Source organism: Gluconacetobacter brunescens, assembly GCF_048695475.1.
In the GTDB taxonomy this organism is placed as follows: Bacteria; Pseudomonadota; Alphaproteobacteria; order Acetobacterales; family Acetobacteraceae; genus Gluconacetobacter.
This window is the reverse complement of sequence record NZ_JBLHEN010000001.1, coordinates 1,634,779-1,653,953: the sequence shown is the minus strand read 5'-3', so window position 1 is coordinate 1,653,953 and position 19,175 is coordinate 1,634,779. Positions and strand designations below refer to the sequence as shown.

21 protein-coding genes are annotated in these 19,175 nt (G+C 66.8%); 15 read left to right on the top strand and 6 right to left on the bottom strand.

What is annotated here, in order from left to right:
• Positions 1-281: 281 nt before the first annotated feature.
• Positions 282-2,960, top strand: coding sequence for a GMC oxidoreductase (locus ACMAUO_RS07375; protein ID WP_420356268.1), 2,679 nt, complete (start codon positions 282-284; stop codon positions 2,958-2,960).
• On the opposite strand, the gene ACMAUO_RS07370 is transcribed toward ACMAUO_RS07375, so the two are convergent.
• The gene (locus tag ACMAUO_RS07370) at positions 2,941-4,572 is read right to left on the bottom strand and encodes a glycoside hydrolase family 32 protein (protein ID WP_420356267.1); all 1,632 of its coding nucleotides are present in this window, start codon (positions 4,570-4,572) and stop codon (positions 2,941-2,943) included. The genes ACMAUO_RS07375 and ACMAUO_RS07370 overlap by 20 nt on opposite strands.
• A gap of 154 nt (positions 4,573-4,726) precedes the next feature.
• Positions 4,727-5,740 carry a transcriptional regulator FtrA gene (gene ftrA, locus ACMAUO_RS07365; RefSeq protein WP_420356266.1) on the bottom strand — a complete coding sequence of 338 codons (1,014 nt, stop codon included), beginning with the start codon at positions 5,738-5,740 and terminating at the stop codon, positions 4,727-4,729.
• 79 nt (positions 5,741-5,819) lie between these two features.
• On the opposite strand from ftrA, the gene ACMAUO_RS07360 reads away from it, so the two are divergent.
• The 3 genes from ACMAUO_RS07360 to ACMAUO_RS07350 all read left to right on the top strand — a co-directional run bounded on the left by ACMAUO_RS07360 (position 5,820) and on the right by ACMAUO_RS07350 (position 7,370).
• Positions 5,820-6,221 (top strand): rhodanese-like domain-containing protein, encoded by a 402-nt coding sequence (locus ACMAUO_RS07360; RefSeq protein WP_420356265.1) that lies wholly within the window; start codon positions 5,820-5,822, stop codon positions 6,219-6,221.
• Positions 6,214-6,423 carry a DUF1272 domain-containing protein gene (locus ACMAUO_RS07355; RefSeq protein WP_420356264.1) on the top strand — a complete coding sequence of 70 codons (210 nt, stop codon included), beginning with the start codon at positions 6,214-6,216 and terminating at the stop codon, positions 6,421-6,423. Before ACMAUO_RS07360 ends, ACMAUO_RS07355 begins: the two co-directional genes overlap by 8 nt.
• Before the next feature lie 95 nt (positions 6,424-6,518).
• Complete coding sequence (locus tag ACMAUO_RS07350; protein WP_420356263.1) at positions 6,519-7,370, top strand: DJ-1/PfpI family protein; 852 nt, start codon at positions 6,519-6,521, stop codon at positions 7,368-7,370.
• An 11-nt stretch (positions 7,371-7,381) separates the two neighbouring features.
• Here ACMAUO_RS07350 and zigA read toward each other — a convergent pair whose 3' ends face one another.
• On the bottom strand, positions 7,382-8,593 hold the full coding sequence (zigA, locus tag ACMAUO_RS07345) for a zinc metallochaperone GTPase ZigA (protein WP_420356262.1): 1,212 nt from the start codon (positions 8,591-8,593) through the stop codon (positions 7,382-7,384).
• Between the two features lie 91 nt (positions 8,594-8,684).
• Here zigA and ACMAUO_RS07340 point away from each other — a divergent pair, with 91 nt between their 5' ends.
• The 10 genes from ACMAUO_RS07340 to ACMAUO_RS07295 all read left to right on the top strand — a co-directional run bounded on the left by ACMAUO_RS07340 (position 8,685) and on the right by ACMAUO_RS07295 (position 15,370).
• On the top strand, positions 8,685-9,299 hold the full coding sequence (locus ACMAUO_RS07340; RefSeq protein WP_420356261.1) for a DUF1826 domain-containing protein: 615 nt from the start codon (positions 8,685-8,687) through the stop codon (positions 9,297-9,299).
• 12 nt (positions 9,300-9,311) lie between these two features.
• The gene (locus ACMAUO_RS07335; RefSeq protein WP_420356260.1) at positions 9,312-9,878 is read left to right on the top strand and encodes a hypothetical protein; all 567 of its coding nucleotides are present in this window, start codon (positions 9,312-9,314) and stop codon (positions 9,876-9,878) included.
• Between the two features lie 139 nt (positions 9,879-10,017).
• On the top strand, positions 10,018-10,362 hold the full coding sequence (locus ACMAUO_RS07330) for a hypothetical protein (protein WP_420356259.1): 345 nt from the start codon (positions 10,018-10,020) through the stop codon (positions 10,360-10,362).
• The gene (locus ACMAUO_RS07325) at positions 10,359-10,838 is read left to right on the top strand and encodes a GNAT family N-acetyltransferase (protein WP_420356258.1); all 480 of its coding nucleotides are present in this window, start codon (positions 10,359-10,361) and stop codon (positions 10,836-10,838) included. Before ACMAUO_RS07330 ends, ACMAUO_RS07325 begins: the two co-directional genes overlap by 4 nt.
• On the top strand, positions 10,832-11,521 hold the full coding sequence (locus ACMAUO_RS07320) for a hypothetical protein (RefSeq protein ID WP_420356257.1): 690 nt from the start codon (positions 10,832-10,834) through the stop codon (positions 11,519-11,521). Before ACMAUO_RS07325 ends, ACMAUO_RS07320 begins: the two co-directional genes overlap by 7 nt.
• Before the next feature lie 131 nt (positions 11,522-11,652).
• A complete protein-coding gene (locus tag ACMAUO_RS07315; protein ID WP_420356256.1) occupies positions 11,653-12,555 on the top strand; it encodes a tail fiber protein in 903 nt (300 codons plus the stop codon).
• A gap of 43 nt (positions 12,556-12,598) precedes the next feature.
• Positions 12,599-13,018 carry a hypothetical protein gene (locus ACMAUO_RS07310; protein ID WP_420356255.1) on the top strand — a complete coding sequence of 140 codons (420 nt, stop codon included), beginning with the start codon at positions 12,599-12,601 and terminating at the stop codon, positions 13,016-13,018.
• Positions 13,015-13,497 carry a hypothetical protein gene (locus tag ACMAUO_RS07305; RefSeq protein ID WP_420356254.1) on the top strand — a complete coding sequence of 161 codons (483 nt, stop codon included), beginning with the start codon at positions 13,015-13,017 and terminating at the stop codon, positions 13,495-13,497. Before ACMAUO_RS07310 ends, ACMAUO_RS07305 begins: the two co-directional genes overlap by 4 nt.
• Before the next feature lie 377 nt (positions 13,498-13,874).
• Entirely contained in the window at positions 13,875-14,609 is a 735-nt protein-coding gene (locus tag ACMAUO_RS07300; RefSeq protein WP_420356253.1) for a hypothetical protein, read from the top strand.
• A gap of 2 nt (positions 14,610-14,611) precedes the next feature.
• Complete coding sequence (locus ACMAUO_RS07295) at positions 14,612-15,370, top strand: hypothetical protein (RefSeq protein WP_420356252.1); 759 nt, start codon at positions 14,612-14,614, stop codon at positions 15,368-15,370.
• 18 nt (positions 15,371-15,388) lie between these two features.
• Here the strand turns inward: ACMAUO_RS07295 and ACMAUO_RS07290 are convergent, their stop codons facing one another.
• Positions 15,389-16,282, bottom strand: a complete 894-nt coding sequence (locus ACMAUO_RS07290) for a LysR family transcriptional regulator (protein ID WP_420356251.1) — start codon at positions 16,280-16,282, stop codon at positions 15,389-15,391.
• A gap of 96 nt (positions 16,283-16,378) precedes the next feature.
• Here ACMAUO_RS07290 and ACMAUO_RS07285 point away from each other — a divergent pair, with 96 nt between their 5' ends.
• On the top strand, positions 16,379-17,146 hold the full coding sequence (locus tag ACMAUO_RS07285) for an SDR family NAD(P)-dependent oxidoreductase (protein WP_420356250.1): 768 nt from the start codon (positions 16,379-16,381) through the stop codon (positions 17,144-17,146).
• A gap of 273 nt (positions 17,147-17,419) precedes the next feature.
• On the opposite strand, the gene ACMAUO_RS07280 is transcribed toward ACMAUO_RS07285, so the two are convergent.
• Positions 17,420-18,055 (bottom strand): LysE family translocator, encoded by a 636-nt coding sequence (locus ACMAUO_RS07280; protein ID WP_420356249.1) that lies wholly within the window; start codon positions 18,053-18,055, stop codon positions 17,420-17,422.
• A 32-nt stretch (positions 18,056-18,087) separates the two neighbouring features.
• A complete protein-coding gene (locus ACMAUO_RS07275) occupies positions 18,088-19,095 on the bottom strand; it encodes an NAD(P)-dependent oxidoreductase (protein WP_420356248.1) in 1,008 nt (335 codons plus the stop codon).
• Positions 19,096-19,175 lie beyond the last annotated feature (80 nt).

The following is a 19,175-nucleotide window of genomic DNA, read 5'->3' as shown; positions in this document are numbered from 1 at the left end:
GTGGCGTATTGAGACGGAATGTTGCCGCCATATACCGGCTCACTTTTGGGCGGCGGCGGTCGTCACGCCTGTCTGCATCGGCAGATTCCGCGCATCGTGTTTCACGATATTATTCGATTTTCACTGTTGTTTGACGATCTGCCTCGGGATCGAGGGCAGGGATGGTTCTTGGCCATTTCTGGAAATCTTCTGGCCCGGTTGCTGACATACTGAATTGGAGCCGCGTGCGATTTTTGTAATGGGGATTGTTGAAAAACACGAATAATCCGGAGTGCGTTCGTATGACGGTCTACGTGGATTTTGAAGCTGCGACGGATTCTGCCGTCCTTTCCAAGTCTTTCGACGTCGTCATTATCGGTGGGGGGGCTGCCGGCCTGACGCTGGTGCGCGAACTGGCCGGGCATAATATGAAGATCGCCGTGCTGGAAAGCGGGGATCGGGAGGAAACGCCCCAGATCGAGGAACTCAACGAGGTCGAGGTCAATGGATCGCTCCAGGAGGGCGCGGTCCAGGAGGCCAGGCGGCGGCAGAATGATGCCCAGATGAAAGTCTGGAGCGCCGATCGGCAGAGATTCGGTATCCGCTGCCGGGTTCTGGGAGGCTCGACGGCGGCCTGGGCCGGGAAGGTGGCGGTGTTCGACCCGCTCGATTACGCGCAACGGGCCTGGATCGCCAATTCTGGCTGGCCGGTCGGGGAGGCCGATCTGCGGCCCTTTCTGGAGCGGGCGGCGCGGTATCTCGACCTTGGGCCGCTGCTTCGGGGATCGGCGCTGTGGAAGGCCATCGGACGCCGCGAGCCGCCCGAACTGGCCTCGCTGCGTCGTTTCAGGTCGTTCTTCTGGCAGTTCGCCCGCTCGCGCCATGCCCTGACCGATGTGATGCGCTTCGGCCCCGACTTTCTTGCGGAAGATCATAAGGGCGTCACAATTTTCCTGAAGGCGACGGCGGCGCGGGTCCGGGTGGATGCGGGGGCGGTGACCGGGGTCGATGTTCTGTCGTCGCTGACGGGGCGCAATCGGGGCACGATCTGGTGCAATCAGGTGATTCTCGCGGCCGGGACCATTGAGAACGCGCGGCTGCTGCTGCTGTCGCCGGGGGCCGGGCATGGGCCGGTGGGGCGTTATCTGACCGATCATCCCAGTGTCAAACTGGGCGATTTCGCGCCCGGGTATCGGGAGAAAGCCGCCACCCTTCTGGGGTTCTATCCGCTTCAGAAGGATTACCGGGTTTATATGTATTCCTGCGGGGTGGCGCTGGCACCGGAGACCCAGTCCGAATATCGGATGCCGAACATGGCCGCCTTTGCCGGGGTGAGCATCGCCAGTGACGATCCGCTGATGGCATTGGGGCGTCTGGCGAAGCGGGAGAGCCGTGCGCCGCTGGGCGACGGCCTGACGGTGTTGCGCAATGCCGGGCTGGTCGTGTCGTCCGTCGGGCGGAAATTGCTGAATTACCGCAGGATACCGGAGAAGATCCGCCGCGCGATGGCGGATGCCGCCGTGTTTTTGAACGCGAACATGGTGGCGCGGGATTATGCGGGCGGCGGCAGGGGGCGGCGGCTGGATGCGGTGACGCTGAACATCATTTCCGAACAGCCGCCGGAGGAAGGCAACCGGGTGACGCTGGCGGAGAAGACCGACCGGCTGGGCCTGCGATTGCCGGCGGTCAGTTGGGAAATATCGGACGACCTGCGCCGCGACATGCTGCGTTTCGCGCGGTTGCTGCGGGAGGATTTCGAACGGAGCGGGATCAGGGGACTGCGCCTGGCACCCGGCTTCGACGCGGGCGATCTGTCATCGCTGGTCGTCTATGACATGGCGCATACGGCCGGCACGACCCGGATGGGCACCGATCCGGCGACCAGCGTGGTCGATCCCGCGTTGCAGGTGCATGGGGTGAAGGGGCTGCATGTGGTCGGGGCCTCGGTGTTTCCGACCAGCGGCCATGCCAACCCGACCTTGATGATCATGGCGCTGGCGATCCGGCTGGCTGACAAGATTCGGGAGGAGATCATGGAAACCAGGCTTGGCACCCTCTCTGCCCTGCACATGGATGACGAGACGCGCCCGCTGGTGGTGGTGACCGGGGCGACCGGGAATCTGGGCCATGCGGTGATCGGCCAGCTTGCCCGGCGCGGATATCGCATCCGCGGGCAGTTCCGCAGCACCATTCCCGATGACGTGCGCGTGGCGTGGGTGCAGTGCGATTTTGCCCGGCCGGACCTGCCCGACAGTGCGTTGGATGATCTGGTGCGTGGTGCCAGCGCCGTGATTCATCTGGCGGCGAGCCTGTCGGATGTGGCGACGATGGAGATCGTCAATGTCACGAATCTCGACCGGCTGGCGAAAGCCTGCGTGCGGCAGGGGGTGTCCTATTTCGGGCAGGCCAGTTCCATGGTCGTCTACGGATCGCCGACCACGCGACTGGTGACGGAGGAGACGCCGCGCATCAATCTGGGCAGGCCGATCGGGAAACAATATTTCTTTGAATATTTCATGCGGGAATATGCACGGAGCAAGATTCTGGGGGAGGATATCCTGTTCTGTTATCAGAACGACATGCATATCGACCTGTATCGCATCGCCGTGGCCCAGAGCCATGCCTTTCTTGTCGACTCCCTGAACTGGGGCCGGATGCGGAAAATGTTTTCTCTCTACCGGAACTCGCACTTCATCTCGTCCACCTATGCGGCCAAGGCCATGGTGCATCTGATGGAGCGCGGGCTGAAGGGGGAGGCGAAGGGGATCGACGTCTATAATATCGCCGACCGGAACTCGCCGACCTTTGCCGAGGTGCGCAAGGCGGCGGGGCTGAAGGTCGGCTTTAACGTGCCGCTGCTGTTCGATGTCCTCAAGGGCTTCAAGATGGGGAAGACTCTCTCCCGGCGCTATCCGATGGGGTTCTTCCGGCTCGATGACCGGAAGCTGGAGGCGACGGGCTTCAGCGGGGATTCCGACTAGGCGGTGCCGGCCAGATGCCGTGCATGGGTGCGATTGTGCCGCCCTTGAAGCCTACGCCGCCGCCTTCGCTGAACAGGGATACGCGGTCGAACTTCTCGGACGGGAAGACGGTTTCCGTCATGACCGTCTGGCCGTCATCGGCGAAGAGTTCCATCGATGCCGCGTCCATCAGCAGGCGCATTGTGATGGCCGGGCGTGTTGCGGTGCGCGGGGCGGTGTCGATCTGGCTGGCGAAGCTGTTCGAGAACGCGGTACTGGCGGCCTTGCGCCGGTCGCTGAAATAGCGGTTGGTTGCGGCGTCGTAGCCGACGCGGAGTTCCTCGCCGCGCGCATTGGAGAAGACCAGGCCAAAGCGGCTTGGGCCGATGGGGCGATCGAAATGCAGGGTCATGTCCGCCTGGCTGACGGTGTCGGGGGGGACGTCCAGCGCCAGCGCGCCGTTGACGCTATGGGCGGGCAGGGTTTGGGGTGTGCCGTGGAGGGTGGCGATCTCCTGCACCGGGGCTGCGAACAGGCGGTAGCCCGCGGCGAGCCTGTGCAGGGTGAGGGTGCGCGGTACGGTCATGGCGCCGCGCCATTGTTCGGTGGGCACCGTGCGCGCATAGGCCCAGTTCGACATCCAGCCGATCGCGATACGGCGGCCGTCGGTTGCCGGTATGCCGGCCCAACTGATGACGGCGTAATTGTCGCGGCCCCAGTCGAGCCATATGGCGCCCTGTTTTCGCACGTCGCCGGCAAAGCGGGGATCGGGGGTGAAGCGTGTGCCGTCGAAATCGCCGACGAAATATTGCGCGCCGGAGCCGCCATTGGGGGCGCCGGCGTTCAGGCTCTGGAGCAGCACCCATTTCGTCTCGCCGGTCTCCGGCACCGCGAGGGGGAACAGGTCGGGGCATTCCCACACGCCGCCATGGGCGCCGAGGCCGCTGCCGAACTGGCTGAGATAATGCCAGTCCTTCAGGTTGGGCGAGCCGTAGAAGGCGGTGTGGTCGCCTTCTGCCAGGGTCATGACCCATTGGTGCGACGCGGCGTGCCAGGCGACCTTGGGGTCGCGGAAATTCTTCTGGTCGCCGGGGTTGGGCAGGACGGGATTGCCGGCGTATTTCCGCCAGGTACGGCCGCGATCCAGGCTGTAGGCGAGGTTCTGGCGTTCCGGCTGGGTTTGCCCGGCGGCCTTGAAGGCCCGGTTGTGCGCGGTGTAGAGCGCGACCATCGGCGGGATGCCGTCGGTGCCGAGGCCGCTGCTGTTGCGCTCGTCGACGACGATGCTGCCGGACCAGGCCTCGCCGTCGGTATCCGGCGCGAAGGCGAGGGGCAGGTTTTGCCAATGCACCAGGTCGCGCGAGACGGCGTGGCCCCAATGCATCGGGCCCCACAGGCTGGTGCGGGGGTTGTGCTGGTAGAACAGGTGATATTCGCCGTCGAAATAGACCAGGCCGTTCGGGTCGTTCATCCAGTGCGCCGGTGGCGAGAAATGGAATTGCGGGCGGTGGTTTTCGGCGTAGGTCGGCGCGGGCGGGGTGGCGTCCGGTGTGGTTCGGGCGGGGGGCGTTGCCGTGCAGGCGCCGAGCAGCAGGCAGGCGAGGGCGCCGGGCAGGGAGGGGGTCCGGATCATGGAATCCACTTTCTGTCGCGCGGGGTGGCCGGGTGTGCGGAATACCCGGCCTTCCTGCGGCCGGAGAGCTGTCGATTCGTGAAAATGCGAGACCGGAGGAACAGCCTATTGCACCTTGTTACGATGAGGGGATGAATATGGCGGCATAGGGAAATCATATGGGGTCGGTGCCGCCGGGTTGCGTCGTGGGGGATGGGGGCCGGCCCGCGAAGTTGCGGCGGTATTCGCTGGGGCTGAGTTTGACGCGGTTGCGAAAATGGTGGCGCAGCGCGAAGACGCTGCCGAAACCGACGGCTTCCGCGACGTCTTCCATCGGGCGGGCGGTTTCACGCAGGATGGTCTGGGCGGCCGCGATGCGTTCGGCGGTCAGCCATTCTCCGGCCGGCATGCCGGTGGCGGCGACGACGCGGCGTTCGAAGCTGCGGCGGCTCATGCCGGCTTCCTTGGCCAGGCGGCCGATGGGCCAGGGTTGGTGGAGCGTCTGCCGCACCCGGTCGAGGAAGGGGGCGATGTCGGTGTCGGCGCGCGAACTGACGGGGCGTTCGAGAAACTGCGCCTGGCCGCCGGCGCGGTGGGCGGGCATGACGATGCGGCGGGCCACGGAATTGGCGGCTGCCGGGCCGAAATCCTGTCGGACGATCGCGATCAGCAGGTCGATGCCGGCGGCGCTGCCGGCGGAGGTGAAGAGGCGGCCGGTCTCGCGATACAGGGACGCGCTGTCCACGCGGATGGCGGGGAAGCGGCGTTGCAGGGCGGCCGCGTGGCGCCAGTGGGTCGTGACCGGCGCGCCGTCGAGCAGGCCGGTGGCGGCGAGCACGAAGGCGCCGGAACAGATGGAGGCCAGCCGGGCCCCGCGTGCATGGGCGCGGCGCAATTGATGCACCAGGGCGGGCGGGACCGGGGCGTCGGCGCCTTTCCAGCCGGGGATGACGATCAGGTCCGCCTGGTCCAGGAGGTCCGGTCCGTGATCGGGGAGGATGGTGAAGCCGCCATGGGCGCGCAGGGGGCCGGCTTCGATGGCGCAACTGGCGAAGCGGTACCAGCCCGGCCCCATTTCGGGGCGCGGCAGCCCGAAGATTTCGGAGACGATGCCGAATTCGAAGGTACACAGGCCGTCATAGAGCAGGGCGGCGACCAGCGGGCCGGTTGTGTTTGGCATGATCTGCATGATGATTGTCATTTGTGCCAATTGCAAGCGTGGGGCGGAGGACGGACTCTGGCTGGGAGAAGCAGCAGGGAGCCGTTCGATGGCGTCATCCGTCACCACCATTCCGCCCGCACCGTCCGCCGAGGCCGTTGCGTATTTCTCCGCGCTGTTCGGGTTCGAAACCGATTGTTGGGATGTGCATGCGGCGATGGCCGGACAGGCCGATTTCGTGTTGCTCGATGTGCGTGGGCCCGATCTCTTCGCGCGGGGGCATATCGCCGGGGCGCTGAATATCCCGCACGGAAAGATTACGGCCGCGCGTATGGCGGCCTGGCCTGACGAAGTGGTCTTCGTGACCTATTGTGTCGGGCCGCACTGTAATGGTGCGGTACGCGGGGCCCTGCGTCTGGCGCGGCTGGGGCGGCCGGTCAAGATCATGGCCGGGGGCGTTGCGGGGTGGCTGGACGAGGGCTTTGCCCTTCACGGGGGATACCATGCTTGAGATGCGTCCGGATTGCGGCTGTTGCGGCAGGGCATTGCCGCCTGCATCGCGCGGGGCGGTGATCTGTTCGTTTGAATGCACTTTCTGCGTTACCTGCGCAGCGGAGGTGCTGGACCATCGGTGCCCGAATTGTGGAGGGGAACTGGTCGGGCGGCCGCGCCGGGATGCGCCGGCTGCCGGGGAAGGCGCCGGATCGGGGTGAGCGGCCGCCATCGCGCCGGTGCCGCGATGGGGATTCTGTTGTGAATTTATTCTCAAAGGGCGTCATACTCGGACCCGCTAAGATGAGGGAACGGTATGAACAATAAAAATCAGGTGCGCCCGTCTGCAAACATTGGTCGTCGTGCTTTTGCCGGGTTGACGCTGGCGGCATTGGCAACGGAGACGGCGCGTGCCGCATCTGCCCCACCGGGTGGCGAGGCAGGGCATGGCGAATATGGGATCGGCATGCCGCCTGCCCGATCGCCGGTCACGGTGGCCATGCTGGTCTATCCGGACATGGTGTTGCAGGATCTGGTCGGGCCGCAGACCATTCTCAAGCTCCTGGGGGCGGATATTCATCTGGTCGGGATGGATATGACGCCCGTGAGGACGGATATCGGCATTCCGGTGCCGCCGACGGATACGCCGGAGACCTGCCCGCATGCGCTCGACGTTCTCTTCGTGCCCGGTGGGCTGATCGGGACGATCGCCTGCATGAACAGGCCGGAGGTTCTGGAGTTCCTGAAAAGCCGGGCCGGGTCCGCGCGCTTTGTCACCAGTGTCTGCACGGGCAGCCTGATCCTGGCGGCGGCCGGGCTGCTGAGAGGCTATCGGGCGACGTCGCACTGGGGGGTGGTGGATCTGCTGCCTCTCATGGGCGCGCGGGAAAGTCGCGAGCGCGTGGTGGTGGATCGGAACCGGATGACCGGCGGTGGGGTGACGGCCGGGATCGATTTCGGCCTTTCGCTCGCGGCGCAGTTGCGGGGGCAGGTGGAGGCCGAGCATGTGCAACTGGTGATCCAGTATGCGCCGCAGCCGCCGTTTCGCCATGGAGAGCCGTCGGACATATCGTCCGGCCAGATGGCGGTGGAATGGCAACGGCGGGCCGGGATCGATCGCAAGGCGCGGGAGGCCGCCGAAATCGCGGCCAGGCGCCTCGCGATATAGCGGGCGGGCTTTCAGGCGGGCTCTGCCGCCTGTGTGGCCCAGAGGGGAAAGGGGTCGGGCAGGTTGGCGTGGCGGTGGGGGAGGAATTCCTCTTCGGGGACGAGGCAGGCATCGAGGGCGGCGCGGAGGGCGGGTTCGTCCATGGCGGTGCCGATGAAGACCAGTTCCTGCCGGCGGTCGCCGTAAATATCGTCCCAGTTCCGGGTGAGGGTGCGGCGCCAGTCTTTGTCCTGCGGCCAGTGCCGGTGCGGGATGGCGGCCCACCAGTGGCCGGCGGCCTGGTGGCGGGCCAGGGCGCCGGCGATGCTGAGTTCGCCGACCCAGTCGGGGCGGGTGGCCAGCCAGAAATAGCCTTTGGCGCGGACCAGGCCGGGCCAGCTCTGTTCGATGAAGCGGGCGAAGGCGGCCGGGATGAAGGGGCGGCGGGCGCGGTAGACGAAGCTGCCGATGCCGTATTCCTCGGTTTCGGGAACATGCCCTGCGTGGCCGTGCAGTTCCTTGAACCAGAGGGGGTGGGTGTGGGCGCGGTCGTAGTCGAAGTGGCCGGTGTCGAGCACGCGCGCCAGGTCGACCCGGCTGTGGTTGGTCTCGATCAGGTCGGCGTCGGGGTTCAGGGCGCGGATGATCTGGCGGGCGGCGTCGCGCTGGGCCGGGGTGGCGCTGTCGGTCTTGTTCAGGATTACCACGTCGGCGAATTCGATCTGTTCCACCAGCAGGTCGACCAGCGCGCGGTCGTCGCCGTCGCCCGCGACTTCGCCCCGGTCGCGCAGGAAATCGGTCGATGCGTAATCGTTCAGCAGGTTGGCGGCATCGACCACCGTGACCATCGTATCCAGCCGGGCGAGGTCGCTGAGGCTGGTGCCGTCTTCGTCGCGGAATTCAAAGGTGGCGGCGACGGGTAGCGGTTCGGCAATGCCGGTTGATTCGATCAGCAGGTAATCGAAGCGGCCTTCGCGGGCCAGGCGGCCGACCTCGTGCAGCAGGTCGTCGCGCAGGGTGCAGCAGATGCAGCCATTGCTCATCTCCACCAGCTTTTCGTCGGTGCGCGACAGGTCGCCGCCGCCGTTGCGGACCAGGTCGGCGTCGATATTCACCTCGCTCATGTCGTTGACGATGACCGCGACCTTGCGGCCCTCGCGGTTGTTCAGGATGTGGTTCAGCAGCGTGGTCTTGCCGGCGCCGAGGAAGCCGGACAGCACGGTGACGGGAAGCCGGGTGTCCATGATCGCGATGCTCCGAGGGAAGGTTGCGTTCGCGGCCTCTACACCGTATGTTATAATATATCAATCCATGCCGTAGAGTGGTGTCCGTTCGATGTCCTGTTGCCCCACACGCGACCGACTGAGTGATCTGGCAGGCTGTGCCGCGATCCGGGAGGATGGCCGGTTTATCCTGGAACACCCCCGCGCCCCGGCTGCGCGGGTGCGGGAAGCGGCTGGGGTGTATCTGGCCGAGGGGGCGCGGCTGATCCAGGCGCGGGGAACGGTGCCGGAGATTCGGGCCGGGATTGCGGGCGCTTTTACCGGGCGGACCGTGGCGCTGCTGGAGGATGTGCTGGATTTGGCGCGGCTGTACGGCGCGGTGGCGGGGCAGGAAGCGGTGCGGCTGCGTCTGGAGCGGATCGTGACCGACAGTTGCCGCAAATTTCATGTCGATCAGGTCGGGCTGCGGCTGCTGTGTGCCTATGTGGGGCCGGGGGTGCAGTGGACGGCGGATGGCGGGGCGCGCATCGGGCAGGCGGAAACCGGCGCGGTGGTGCTGATGAAGGGGCGGCGGTACGCCAACTGGACGGAGGAGGGGCATGTGCTGCACCGTTCGCCGCCGCTTTCGGGGTTGCCCGAGGCCGAGCGGGTGCGGCTGCTGCTGACGGTCGATGCCGCCGATGCCTGCGGGGCGGCGGACGATGCGCCCGTGACGATCGCGGCCTGAACGATGTTCCTGATGGAAAGCTGGTCTGGCCCGGAGCGGGGGGCGGCGCCGCATGTGCGGGCTTCGGCATTGCCTGGCGCGCTGGCGGACCTCGCCGGGCCGGGGGTGGATATGGTGGTGTGGGCGCGTGTCGTACCGCCGGTGTGGCATGAGATGCTGGAGGCGTGCGCGCTGCCGGAGGGGCGTGTCGTGCTTGGCGGGACGCTGGACGAGGTGACGCTGGCGTTGCGGCGGCCGGACATGCGGCGGCGCTATCCGGCGTTTCTGATCGAGGATGTGGAGCAGACGGTGGCGCTGGTGGCGGCGCTGGCGGTGTGTGCGACGCTGACGGTCGTGCTGGGCGATCCGGCGGCGTGGGTCGGGGCGACGCCTTTGCCGCCGGGGCGGTTGCGGGCGCTGTGCTGTTATGGCGGGGGCACGGTGGATTGGGTGTCGGGCCGGGCGGGTGGGTGCGATCTGGTGAGCAGTGTTTCGCCTTATGCGCTGGCTTTCGTGCCGGCGTGGGGGGCTGCGCATGTGGCGTGGCGGTTCGGCCAGTTGGGGGCACGGGCGGTGGCGGTGGAGATCGTGGCCGGGTAGAGGGGAGCGGCTTCTTTATCCTGCTTGGTTTCTTCTTCTTGTATGGAAAACTGTTCGTGCGGTAGAAACGGGTATCGGGCGCAGGCATCGCTCACCATCCGGCCCCTTTCGGGGGGTGTTGCGCGAAGGTCGATGCCTTATGTCCGTTCAGCCTGTTGCCCTGATTCCGGCCCGGAGTGTGCCGGGTGCGACCGCCGCGCTTTATATCGCGCCGGCGGGGGTGATCGCGCGGATCGATAGTCTGGGCGTGTGCAATGTGGGCGCGGTGCCGGTTTCGGTGACGCTTTATCTGGTGCCGTCCGGGGCGGTGGCGGGGCCGGCGACGGCGACGACCTTTGGCCAGACGATCCTGCCGGGGCAGACCTGGAACAGTCCCAATGAAATCGGTCGGGTTCTGCAACCCGGTGACGCGATTGCGGCGCAGGCTTCGGCGAGCGGCGCGCTGACGATTTCGGCGGGCGGGCTGCTGGTGACCGTATCGTGACAATCTATGCCGTCGAGCCATGGAGCGACGTGGTGGAGGAGATGCGCGGGCTGTGGCAGGCGCATTTTCACGAGGTGGCCAGTGACCGGGAGCGTGCGCCGCTCGACCCGGACCTGGAGGCGTATGGGCGGCTGGAAGCGGCTGGGGCGCTGCATGTGCTGACGATGCGCGAGGGCAGGGTACTGGCGGGGTATCTGGTGGCGCTGGTGTGGCCGCATCTGCATCATCGCAGTGTCAGCCATGCGTTTTTCGACCTCTATTACGTGCGGCCGGCGCATCGGCGCTGGACGGCGGGAATCCGGCTGTTTCGCGAGGCCGAGCGGACGCTGGCCGCGCGGGGGGTGCGGCGGATGATTACCGGCACCAAGCTGCATCGTGCGCCCGATGGCCGGACGCTGGATGTGGGGCCGATCTTTCGCCGGCTGGGCTGGGTGGAAATGGAACGCCAGTATGGGAAGTGGATCGGGGCATGGTAACGGCGATCGGGGGCGGGCTGTCGGCGCTGGGGTCTCTGGCGAGCGGGATCGTGGGGTCGGACGCGGCATCGAAGGCGGCGCGGCAGCAGGCGCAGGCTTATAACCAGGCGCAGCAGTTTCAGCAGAACGTCTATGACCAGACGGACCAGAACCTGTCGCCCTATGTGGGGACGGGGACCAATGCGCTGTATAGCCTGGCCAGCCTGCTGGGCTTGCCGGGCGGGGATTCGGGGCAGGGATCGGGGGCGGCAGCGGCCTATCAGGCGTTTACCGACACGCCGTATTACCAGTTTCCGTTGCAGCAGGGGGAGCAGTCGCTGGACCAGTCGGCGGCGGCGCGGGGGCTGACGCTTTCGGGCGGGCAGATGAATGCGTTGCAGAATTATGCGCAGAATTATGCCGGGCAGCAGTTTGGCGACTACATGAATGCGCTGTCGGGGCTGGCGAACATGGGCAGTTCGGCGGCGTCTTCGCTGGGCAGCCAGGGCAATGCGTCGGCCAGCACGTTGCTGAGTGCGTTGAGCGGGCAGGGCAATGCGCTGGCGCGCGGCACGACGGCATCGAGTTCGGCCCTGATGTCGGGCATCGGCAACGCGCTGTCGCTGCTGGCAGGCACGAACACCTCCCCCGGCGTACTGGGCAACGTCTATGGCACACCCAACGGCGGCAGCTACACCGTCTAGGGGTCAAGGGGATGACCATCCCCTTGCGGGTGCAGGGCAGAGCCCTGCGTCAAGCCTGATAATATCAAGATCTTTCGAGACCATGAAATTTCTGGCGCATAGCGCGCCAGGATCGGGTGTGGGGGTGGTGCATGGCTTATTCTGGCGCCCGGTTCGTCTGGCCCAACAGTTTCAGCGTGGATGCGACGGGCGTGCCGAGGGCCGGGGCGCGGTTGTTCTTCTACCAGAGTGGCACGACCACGCTGCTTGCGACCTATGCCGACGCGGCGCTGACGGTGGCGAATGCCAATCCGGTGGTGGCGGACGCGCGCGGGCAGTTCGGCAATATCTTCCTGAGTGGCGGGGCGGCTTATGCCGTTGTGCTGTGCGATGCGGCCGGCGAGCAGATCTGGACCATGGACCCGGTCGGCGCGGCCGGGGGCGCGGGCGGTGGGGCGGTGCCGGTGGGGGTGATCGTCGATTATGCCGGTGCGGCGGCGCCGGCCGGGTGGCTGCTGTGCTGCGGGCAGAATGTGAGCCGGACGGTTTATGCCGCGCTGTTCGGGGTGCTGGGCACGCTGTATGGCGCGGGCGATGGGGCCACGAGTTTCGGGCTGCCGGACCTGCGGGGGCGGGCGACGTTCGGCGTCGATAACATGGGCGGGGCGGCGGCCAATCTGGTGACGATGGCGGGGTCTGGCGTCAATGGCGTGGTGCTGGGGGCTGTCGGCGGCAGCCAGTTGGCGGCGGCACATGCGCATGATGTCACCGATCCGGGCCATACGCATGCGCTGACCGATCCGGGCCATGCCCATGGACCGAACCATGGTAGCGGCTTCGTGGTGCCGCAGGGATCGGGCGGCGAGATGGATGCTGTGTTCGCCGGCGGTGGGGATGTCGAGGAAAAGGCGACGGCGCAGACGGCCGTGGCAACGACGGGGCTGGTGGCGGCGAGTGCGACCACGGGGCTGACGATCGTCTCGGCGGGGAGCGGCGACAGTCAGAACATGCCGCCTGCCATCATGCTGAACAGGATTATCTATGCCGGGCCCTGAGGGCGGTCCGGAGTCTGGTTTTTGGAAAAGACGGGGTCAGGACATGAATGACGGGCATGTTGTTCCTGATCCGGCTGGCCTGTCCGATACGTTGCGCCAGCATGATGCGCGGATCGGGCGGCTGGAGGCCGGACAGCGGGACATGATGATGAAGCTGGTCGAGATTTCGGCCGAGGGACGGGCGCGGGGGGCGCATCAGGACCAGCGGGCGGATCGCGATGGAGAGGAGATGCGGCGGGCGATCGTTGATCTGCGGCGGGAGATGCGGGCGGTGATTGCCGACACCACGGCGCCGCTGGCGGAATCGCAGCGGACGCTGATTGCGATGAATGCGCAGATTGCCGGTGGCGTCAGGCTGATTCGCAATGCGGGCTTTGCGCTGGGGGGCGTGATGTCGGCGCTGATGGGGTATCAGCCCTTCGTCGACTGGCTGGGCCGCGTGATGCGTGGGGGTGCGGGATGATGGGGGGCCTCGATCCCTCGGACCTGAAATGGCGGGTGGTGGCGCCGGTGCTCGACCGGCTGGGGTTGGGCGGGGCGGCGGCGGTGACGCTGCTGACGGGCACGGCGCTGGTGGAATCGCGCGCCGCCCGGCTGGTGCAGGGCGGGGGCGGGCCGGCGCTGGGGCTGTGGCAGATGGAGCCGGCGACCCATGATGCGCTGTGGGCCATGTTGGCGGGGGGTGGACATGCCGATCTGCAAACCCGTGTGGCGGGCATGGGTTGTTCGGATATATCGCGCGTGGAGCAGTTGATCGGGAATCTGCGCTATGGCTGCGCGATGGCGCGGGTGAAGTATTTTTTCGATCCGGCGCCGGTGCCGGATGCGAAAGATGCCGGTGCGCTGTGTGCTTATTGGAAGCGGATTTACAACAGCGCGCTTGGGGCCGGCAGGGTGGATAGTGTGCATATTGCCGCCTTCGCCACCGCAATCGGAGCGTGACCGGACTGGCGGGCTGGCGGCGATCCGACGCGCGTTTCCTGTGCTTCGGTGCTCACGGCCATTAAGGCCGCTCCGCTCCGATGCTCGGGAACACACGACGGGCACGGCCCTTTGGGCCGCTCTCGCTCGCCAGTCCGCCTGTCTGGCCACGCTCGCGTCTGACCGGACAGGCGGGCCGGCGGCGATCCGACGCGCGTTTCCTGTGCTTCGCGGCGGGCGGCCATCAAGGCCGCTGCGCTCCGATGCTCGGAAACACATGACGGGCGCGGCCCTTGGGCCGCTCTCGTTCGCCAGTCCGCCTGTTCGCCCATCAGAAGAGATTTCTCGTTCGGCTTTGAAGATTCGGTGATTTTTCGCAATATGGAATGGAACGATCCATGGATTCGATGACGATTTTCCAGACCCTGATTTCGGTCGTGCCGGTTCAGGATGTGGTTTATGTGGCCGCGCTGTGTGGCGTGTGCGCGGCGCTGATGCCGTGGTTGCCGGTGCCGGCCAGTGCGGGTTCGGTCTATGGGCGGGTGTATGTGGCGCTGAATCTGCTGGCGCAGAATTTCCGCAATGTCGCGAACCGGACGAAGCCGGGCGCCGCGCCGGGGAAGGATGGCGGGGGTGGGCCCGCGATCATGCTGCTGCTGGGACTGGGGATGGCGACGGCGCTGGGGGCCTGCACCGTGAGCGGCGGCACCGCCAGCATCAATACCGCCGAACTGGCGGCGGATGCCGGGGCGATCGATTTCGCGGCGCAGGCGATCGAGGCGATTCCGGGCCTGTCGGCGCATCTTTCCGCCGACCAGGTGGCGCGGATCAATGAGGCGCTGGATGGGATCAGGACCGTTACCGCGCAGATCAATGCGGCGTCGGGTGGCGCGATCGATATCGAGACCGGCAAGGGGTGGGCCACGGCGCTGGCGGGGGAGTTCCAGACCATTCTGACGATTGCCGGTACCGTGGCGTCGGCGCTCGATCCGGCGGTGGCGGGGTACATCACCACCGCCGAGCAGATCATTCCGCTGATCGAGGCGGCGGTGGGGCTGACGCCGGCGACGGTGTCGGTGGCGGCGACGGGTGATGCGCCGGCGGTGCGCGCGGCGCTGTATCGGGGCGTGTGACGATGCCGCGCGTGATCGGGCGGCGGCTGGGTTGCCTGCCGGCCGCGACGCGCGCCGGCCAGCCGTCGCTGGCCGGGTTGCGGATGATGGCGCGGCGGGCGCCGGAGCGGCTGGTGCGCGAGGGGATCGACCCGGCGCCGCTGATGCTGGGCAATGACCGGCTGGGGAACTGCACCGCGGCCGGGCTAGGCAATCATATCCGCGCCACGGCGGCGCTGGCCGGGTTTCAGGTGGCGGTGCGCGATGCGGATGCCATCCTGTTTTACGAACGCTCGACCGGTTATACGCCGGGCGATGCGACGACCGATCGGGGCGGGGTGGAGGTGGATGTGCTGGCCTGTGCCGCGCGCGATGGATATGCGCTGGCGGACCAGAGCTTCTATCCGGTCTGGGGCTCGGTGGCGCCGGACGACCTGAATGCGCTGCGGCTGGTCATGGCCGGCATGGGGGCGGCCTATCTGGGCGTGCGGCTGGCGCTGGCCGACCAAGAGGAAGGCGGGGTGTGGGACACGACGACCCCCGGCGACCAGACGCCGGGATCGTGGGGCGGGCATTGCCTGCTGGCGTGGGCCTATGACGGCGTGGAAGAGGACTCCATGGTATCGCTGCTGACCTGGGGCGGCATTCAGCGCGCGACGTGGCGCTGGGTGCGGTCGCGGATCATGGAATGCCATGGCGTGGCCTGGCGACAGTTGATGCCCGCCGGGGCGGACTGGGATGCGCTGATCGCGGCGAATGCGGCTTTTCTGGAACGGGGATGACGGTCCTGGTGGGGTCGTTCAGGTGTATCGGGCGTACTGGCCCGCGACCCAGTCGATGAAGACGCGGACCCGCAGGCTGAGCTGGCGGTTGCGGGGATAGAGCACATGGACCGGTGACGCGGAGGGCGGGGTGTCCGGCAGGCAGTCGACCAGGGTGCCCTGGGCGAGCTCCTGTTCCACGGCGTAGCGCGGCACCTGGATCAGGCCGAGGCCCTGCAATGCGGCCTCCTTGTAGGTATCGGCGCCGTTGACCGTCAGGACCGAGGGCAGCAGCATCGCCGTCCGCAATGTGCCCTCCACCATGAATTCCAGCGGCAGCACGCCGCCGGTGGCGGAGGAATGGAAGCCGACCATGCGGTGGCCGTCCAGCCTGTCCCAGCGTTCCGGCATGCCGAAACGGCGCAGATAAGCGGGGGAGGCGACCGTTATTTCGGGCAGCAGGGCGATGCGGCGGGCGATCAGGTCGCTGTCCTTCGGTGTGCCGACGCGCAATGCGCAGTCGACGCCTTCGCTGATCAGGTCGATGAAGCGGTCCGTCTCGCTGAGATAGAGCGTGATGTCGGGATATTCGGCGAAGAATTGCGGCAGGGCGGGCACGATGACGCGCCGGGCCTGCGCGCCCAGGACATCGACGCGCAGGCTGCCGCGCGGGCGGGGGGCGCTGAAGGCGCTTTCGGCTTCCTCGATGTCATCGAGGATCGCCAGGCAGCGGCGGTAATAGGCCTCGCCATCCAGCGTCGCGCGGACCTGGCGCGTCGTGCGGTGCAGCAGCCGGACCTTCAGCCGCGTCTCCAGCGCCTTGATCGCATCGGTGACGGTCGAGGCGGGGAGGCCGAGATCTTCCGCCGCGCGGATGAAGCTGCTGCGTTCCACCACCCTTGTGAAGACCCGCATGGTGTCGATGCGATCCATTATTCGCCCCAGCCGGATAGTGATCGCGAATTCTGGCCGATTATGGGCGTGGGAGAAAGTGCCATTCATGGGGCCTGTTCTGGAAAGGATCGGCACATGACATTGCATGACACGAAAATCGCCCTGGTTACCGGCGCCAGCCGTGGGTTGGGGCGCAGCATGGCGATCGCGCTCGCCCGCAAGGGGGTGGATGTGATCGGCACCTATCACAGCAATCGGGAGGAGGCCGATGCCACGGCGGCGTCCATCGGCGCGCTGGGGCGGAAGGGGGTGATGTTGCGCCTCGATACGGGCGATGTCGGCGGTTTTGCCGCGTTCGCGGGGGAGGTGAAGCAGGTGCTGGAGGACGAATGGGGCCGGGGGCGGTTCGATTTTCTGGTCAATAATGCGGGTATTGGCATTCATGCGCCTTTTGCCGAGACGACCGAGGCGGATTTCGACCGGCTGATGAACATTCATCTCAAGGGCGTGTTTTTCCTGACCCAGAAGATGCTGCCGCTGATTGACGATGGCGGGCGGATCGTGAATCTCTCCAGCGGTCTCGCCCGGTTCAGCCTGCCGGGTTATGCGGCCTATGCCGCGATGAAGGGTGGGGTGGAGGTGCTGACGCGCTATCTGGCCAAGGAACTCGGGCCGCGCGGCATCGCGGTCAATACCGTGGCGCCCGGCGCGATCGAGACCGATTTCGGCGGCGGCGCGGTGCGGGACAACCAGCAGGTCAATGCGCTCGTCTCCAGCGTGACGGCGCTGGGGCGGCCCGGGCTGCCGGAGGATATCGGCCCGGCGGTGGCGTCGCTGCTGATGGAGGATAATCGCTGGATCAACGCGCAGCGGATCGAAATCTCCGGCGGCATGTTCATCTGAATTCATGCCCGTAAACGCGCGCTGGTGGCGATCCGACGCGCGTTTCCTGCGCTCCGATGCTCACGGCCCGTATGGCCGCTCCGCTTCGGTGCTCGGAAACACACGACGGGCGTGCCGCTGCGCGGCACTCTCGCTCACCAGCCCACGTTTCCGGGCATGAATTGCGGAGGGTAAAAACCCTGATTCGTTCATGAGTCTTTATGCTTGCGGCTTGCGATGGCCCTGAACGAATAAAAGTCTTTTTGCTTCTTTTTCTTCAGAAAAAGAAGGTCTTTACACTGTCTTTTCCGTCGCGAAGCGGATGCCCAGTGCCATGAAGGCCAGGCCCGAAGCCCGGTCGATCCACTGGCGCAGGCGCAGGAAGGCCTGGGAGACGTGGCGCAGGCTCAGCACCGTGGCGACCAGCGCGAACCAGGCTACGGCGATGACGAACATCGTGCCGACGCAGGTGAGGCCGAGTCCGATGGACGCATGTTGCGGCAGGGCGGCGGCGAACAGGCTGGAGACGAAGATGGGGGCCTTGGGGTTGGCCAGGTTGGTCAGCAGGCCCATGCGGAAGGCGCGGGTCGTGGCCAGGGCGGGAGTGGCAGGCTGGTCGGTGGGGGCTTTCTTCCAGCTTCCGGCGAACAGGCGGGCGCCCTGGATGAACAGATAGAGGCCGCCGCCGACCTTCAGCAGGGTGTAGAGCCAGGGCGAGGCGATGAAGAGGGCGCGGATGCCGAAAAAGCCCGCCAGGCCCCATGCGGCGATGCCGGTCGCGATGCCCAGGGTGGCGCGGAGTGCGGCCATGCGGCCTTTCATCATGGCCAGGCGGGTGACCAGCAGGAAATCGAGGCCGGGGACGATCATGGCGACCAGCCAGAAGGTGGCGATGGCGCCGATGACCGAAATGTCCTGTGCGAGGTTCATGGGATGTCCTGTCCTGTTTCTGTCCCGGACGGTCAGGTGACGAGATTGATGGGGTTGCCTTGCGCGAATGCCTGGATGTTGGCGGCGGTGGTCTCGGTGATCCGGCGGAAGGCTTCGGCGGTGTTGTAGGCGTTATGGGGTGTGACGATCACGTTCGGCAGGCTGGCCAGCACGCGGGCGGCCAGTACGTCGCGCATCGTGGCCGGGGCGGCGGGTGCGTCGGGCGCGAACAGTGTGGCGGGGTGGCGGAGCAGGGATTCGTCGGGCAGCACGTCGAGGCCCGCCGCCGCGAGGTGGCTGGATTCCAGCGCGCGGAGGAGGGCGGCGTTGTCCACGACCTGCCCGCGGGCCGTGTTGATCAGCACCGCGCCGCGCTTCATGCGGGCGAACTGGCGTTCGCCGATCATGCCGTCGGTTTCGGGGGTGGCGGGCACGTGCAGGCTGATGATGTCGGCCTGGGCCAGCAGGTCGTCGAGGGGGGCGTAGCGGACGTTCGGGGCATCGCGCAGCGCGGGCGCGGGGTATTCGTCGTAGGCGATGACGGACATGCCGAAACCATGTGCCATCTCGATTGCGCGGCGGCCGATATGGCCGGTGCCGATGGCGCCGAAGACCTTGCCCCGCAGTTCGAAGCCCCGGGCCGGGGTGTAGGCGAAATCGCCGCGCCGGGTGGCCTCGGCGCAGGGGACCGTCCAGCGCGAGAGGGCGAGGAGCAGGCCGAATGCGTGTTCCGCCACCGTGCTGTCACCATAGACGGGCACGTTGGAGACCTGGATGCCGTGGGCGCGGCAGTAGGCGAGATCGACGGAATCGAAGCCGGTCGCGCGGATGGCGATGAAGCGCAGCTTCGGCAGGCGGGAGAGGATAGCGGCGCTGAAATCGCAGCCGGCGAAGCCGCTGATGATGTCGGCGTCGGCGTAGCTGTCCACGATCTCCGCCGTGATCGGCCCGGCCACCCGGGTGACCGCGAAGGCGGGATCGAGCGCCGTGATGGCTTGGGCGGTCTCGGCCTCGTTGGCCGAAAACAGGACGATCTTCATGGTCTGGTCTCTCCAGGGTGGCCGGTGCCGCGCGGTGCGGGGCAGAGGATGTTCTGGATAATCGCTTCCCGCCGGTCTGT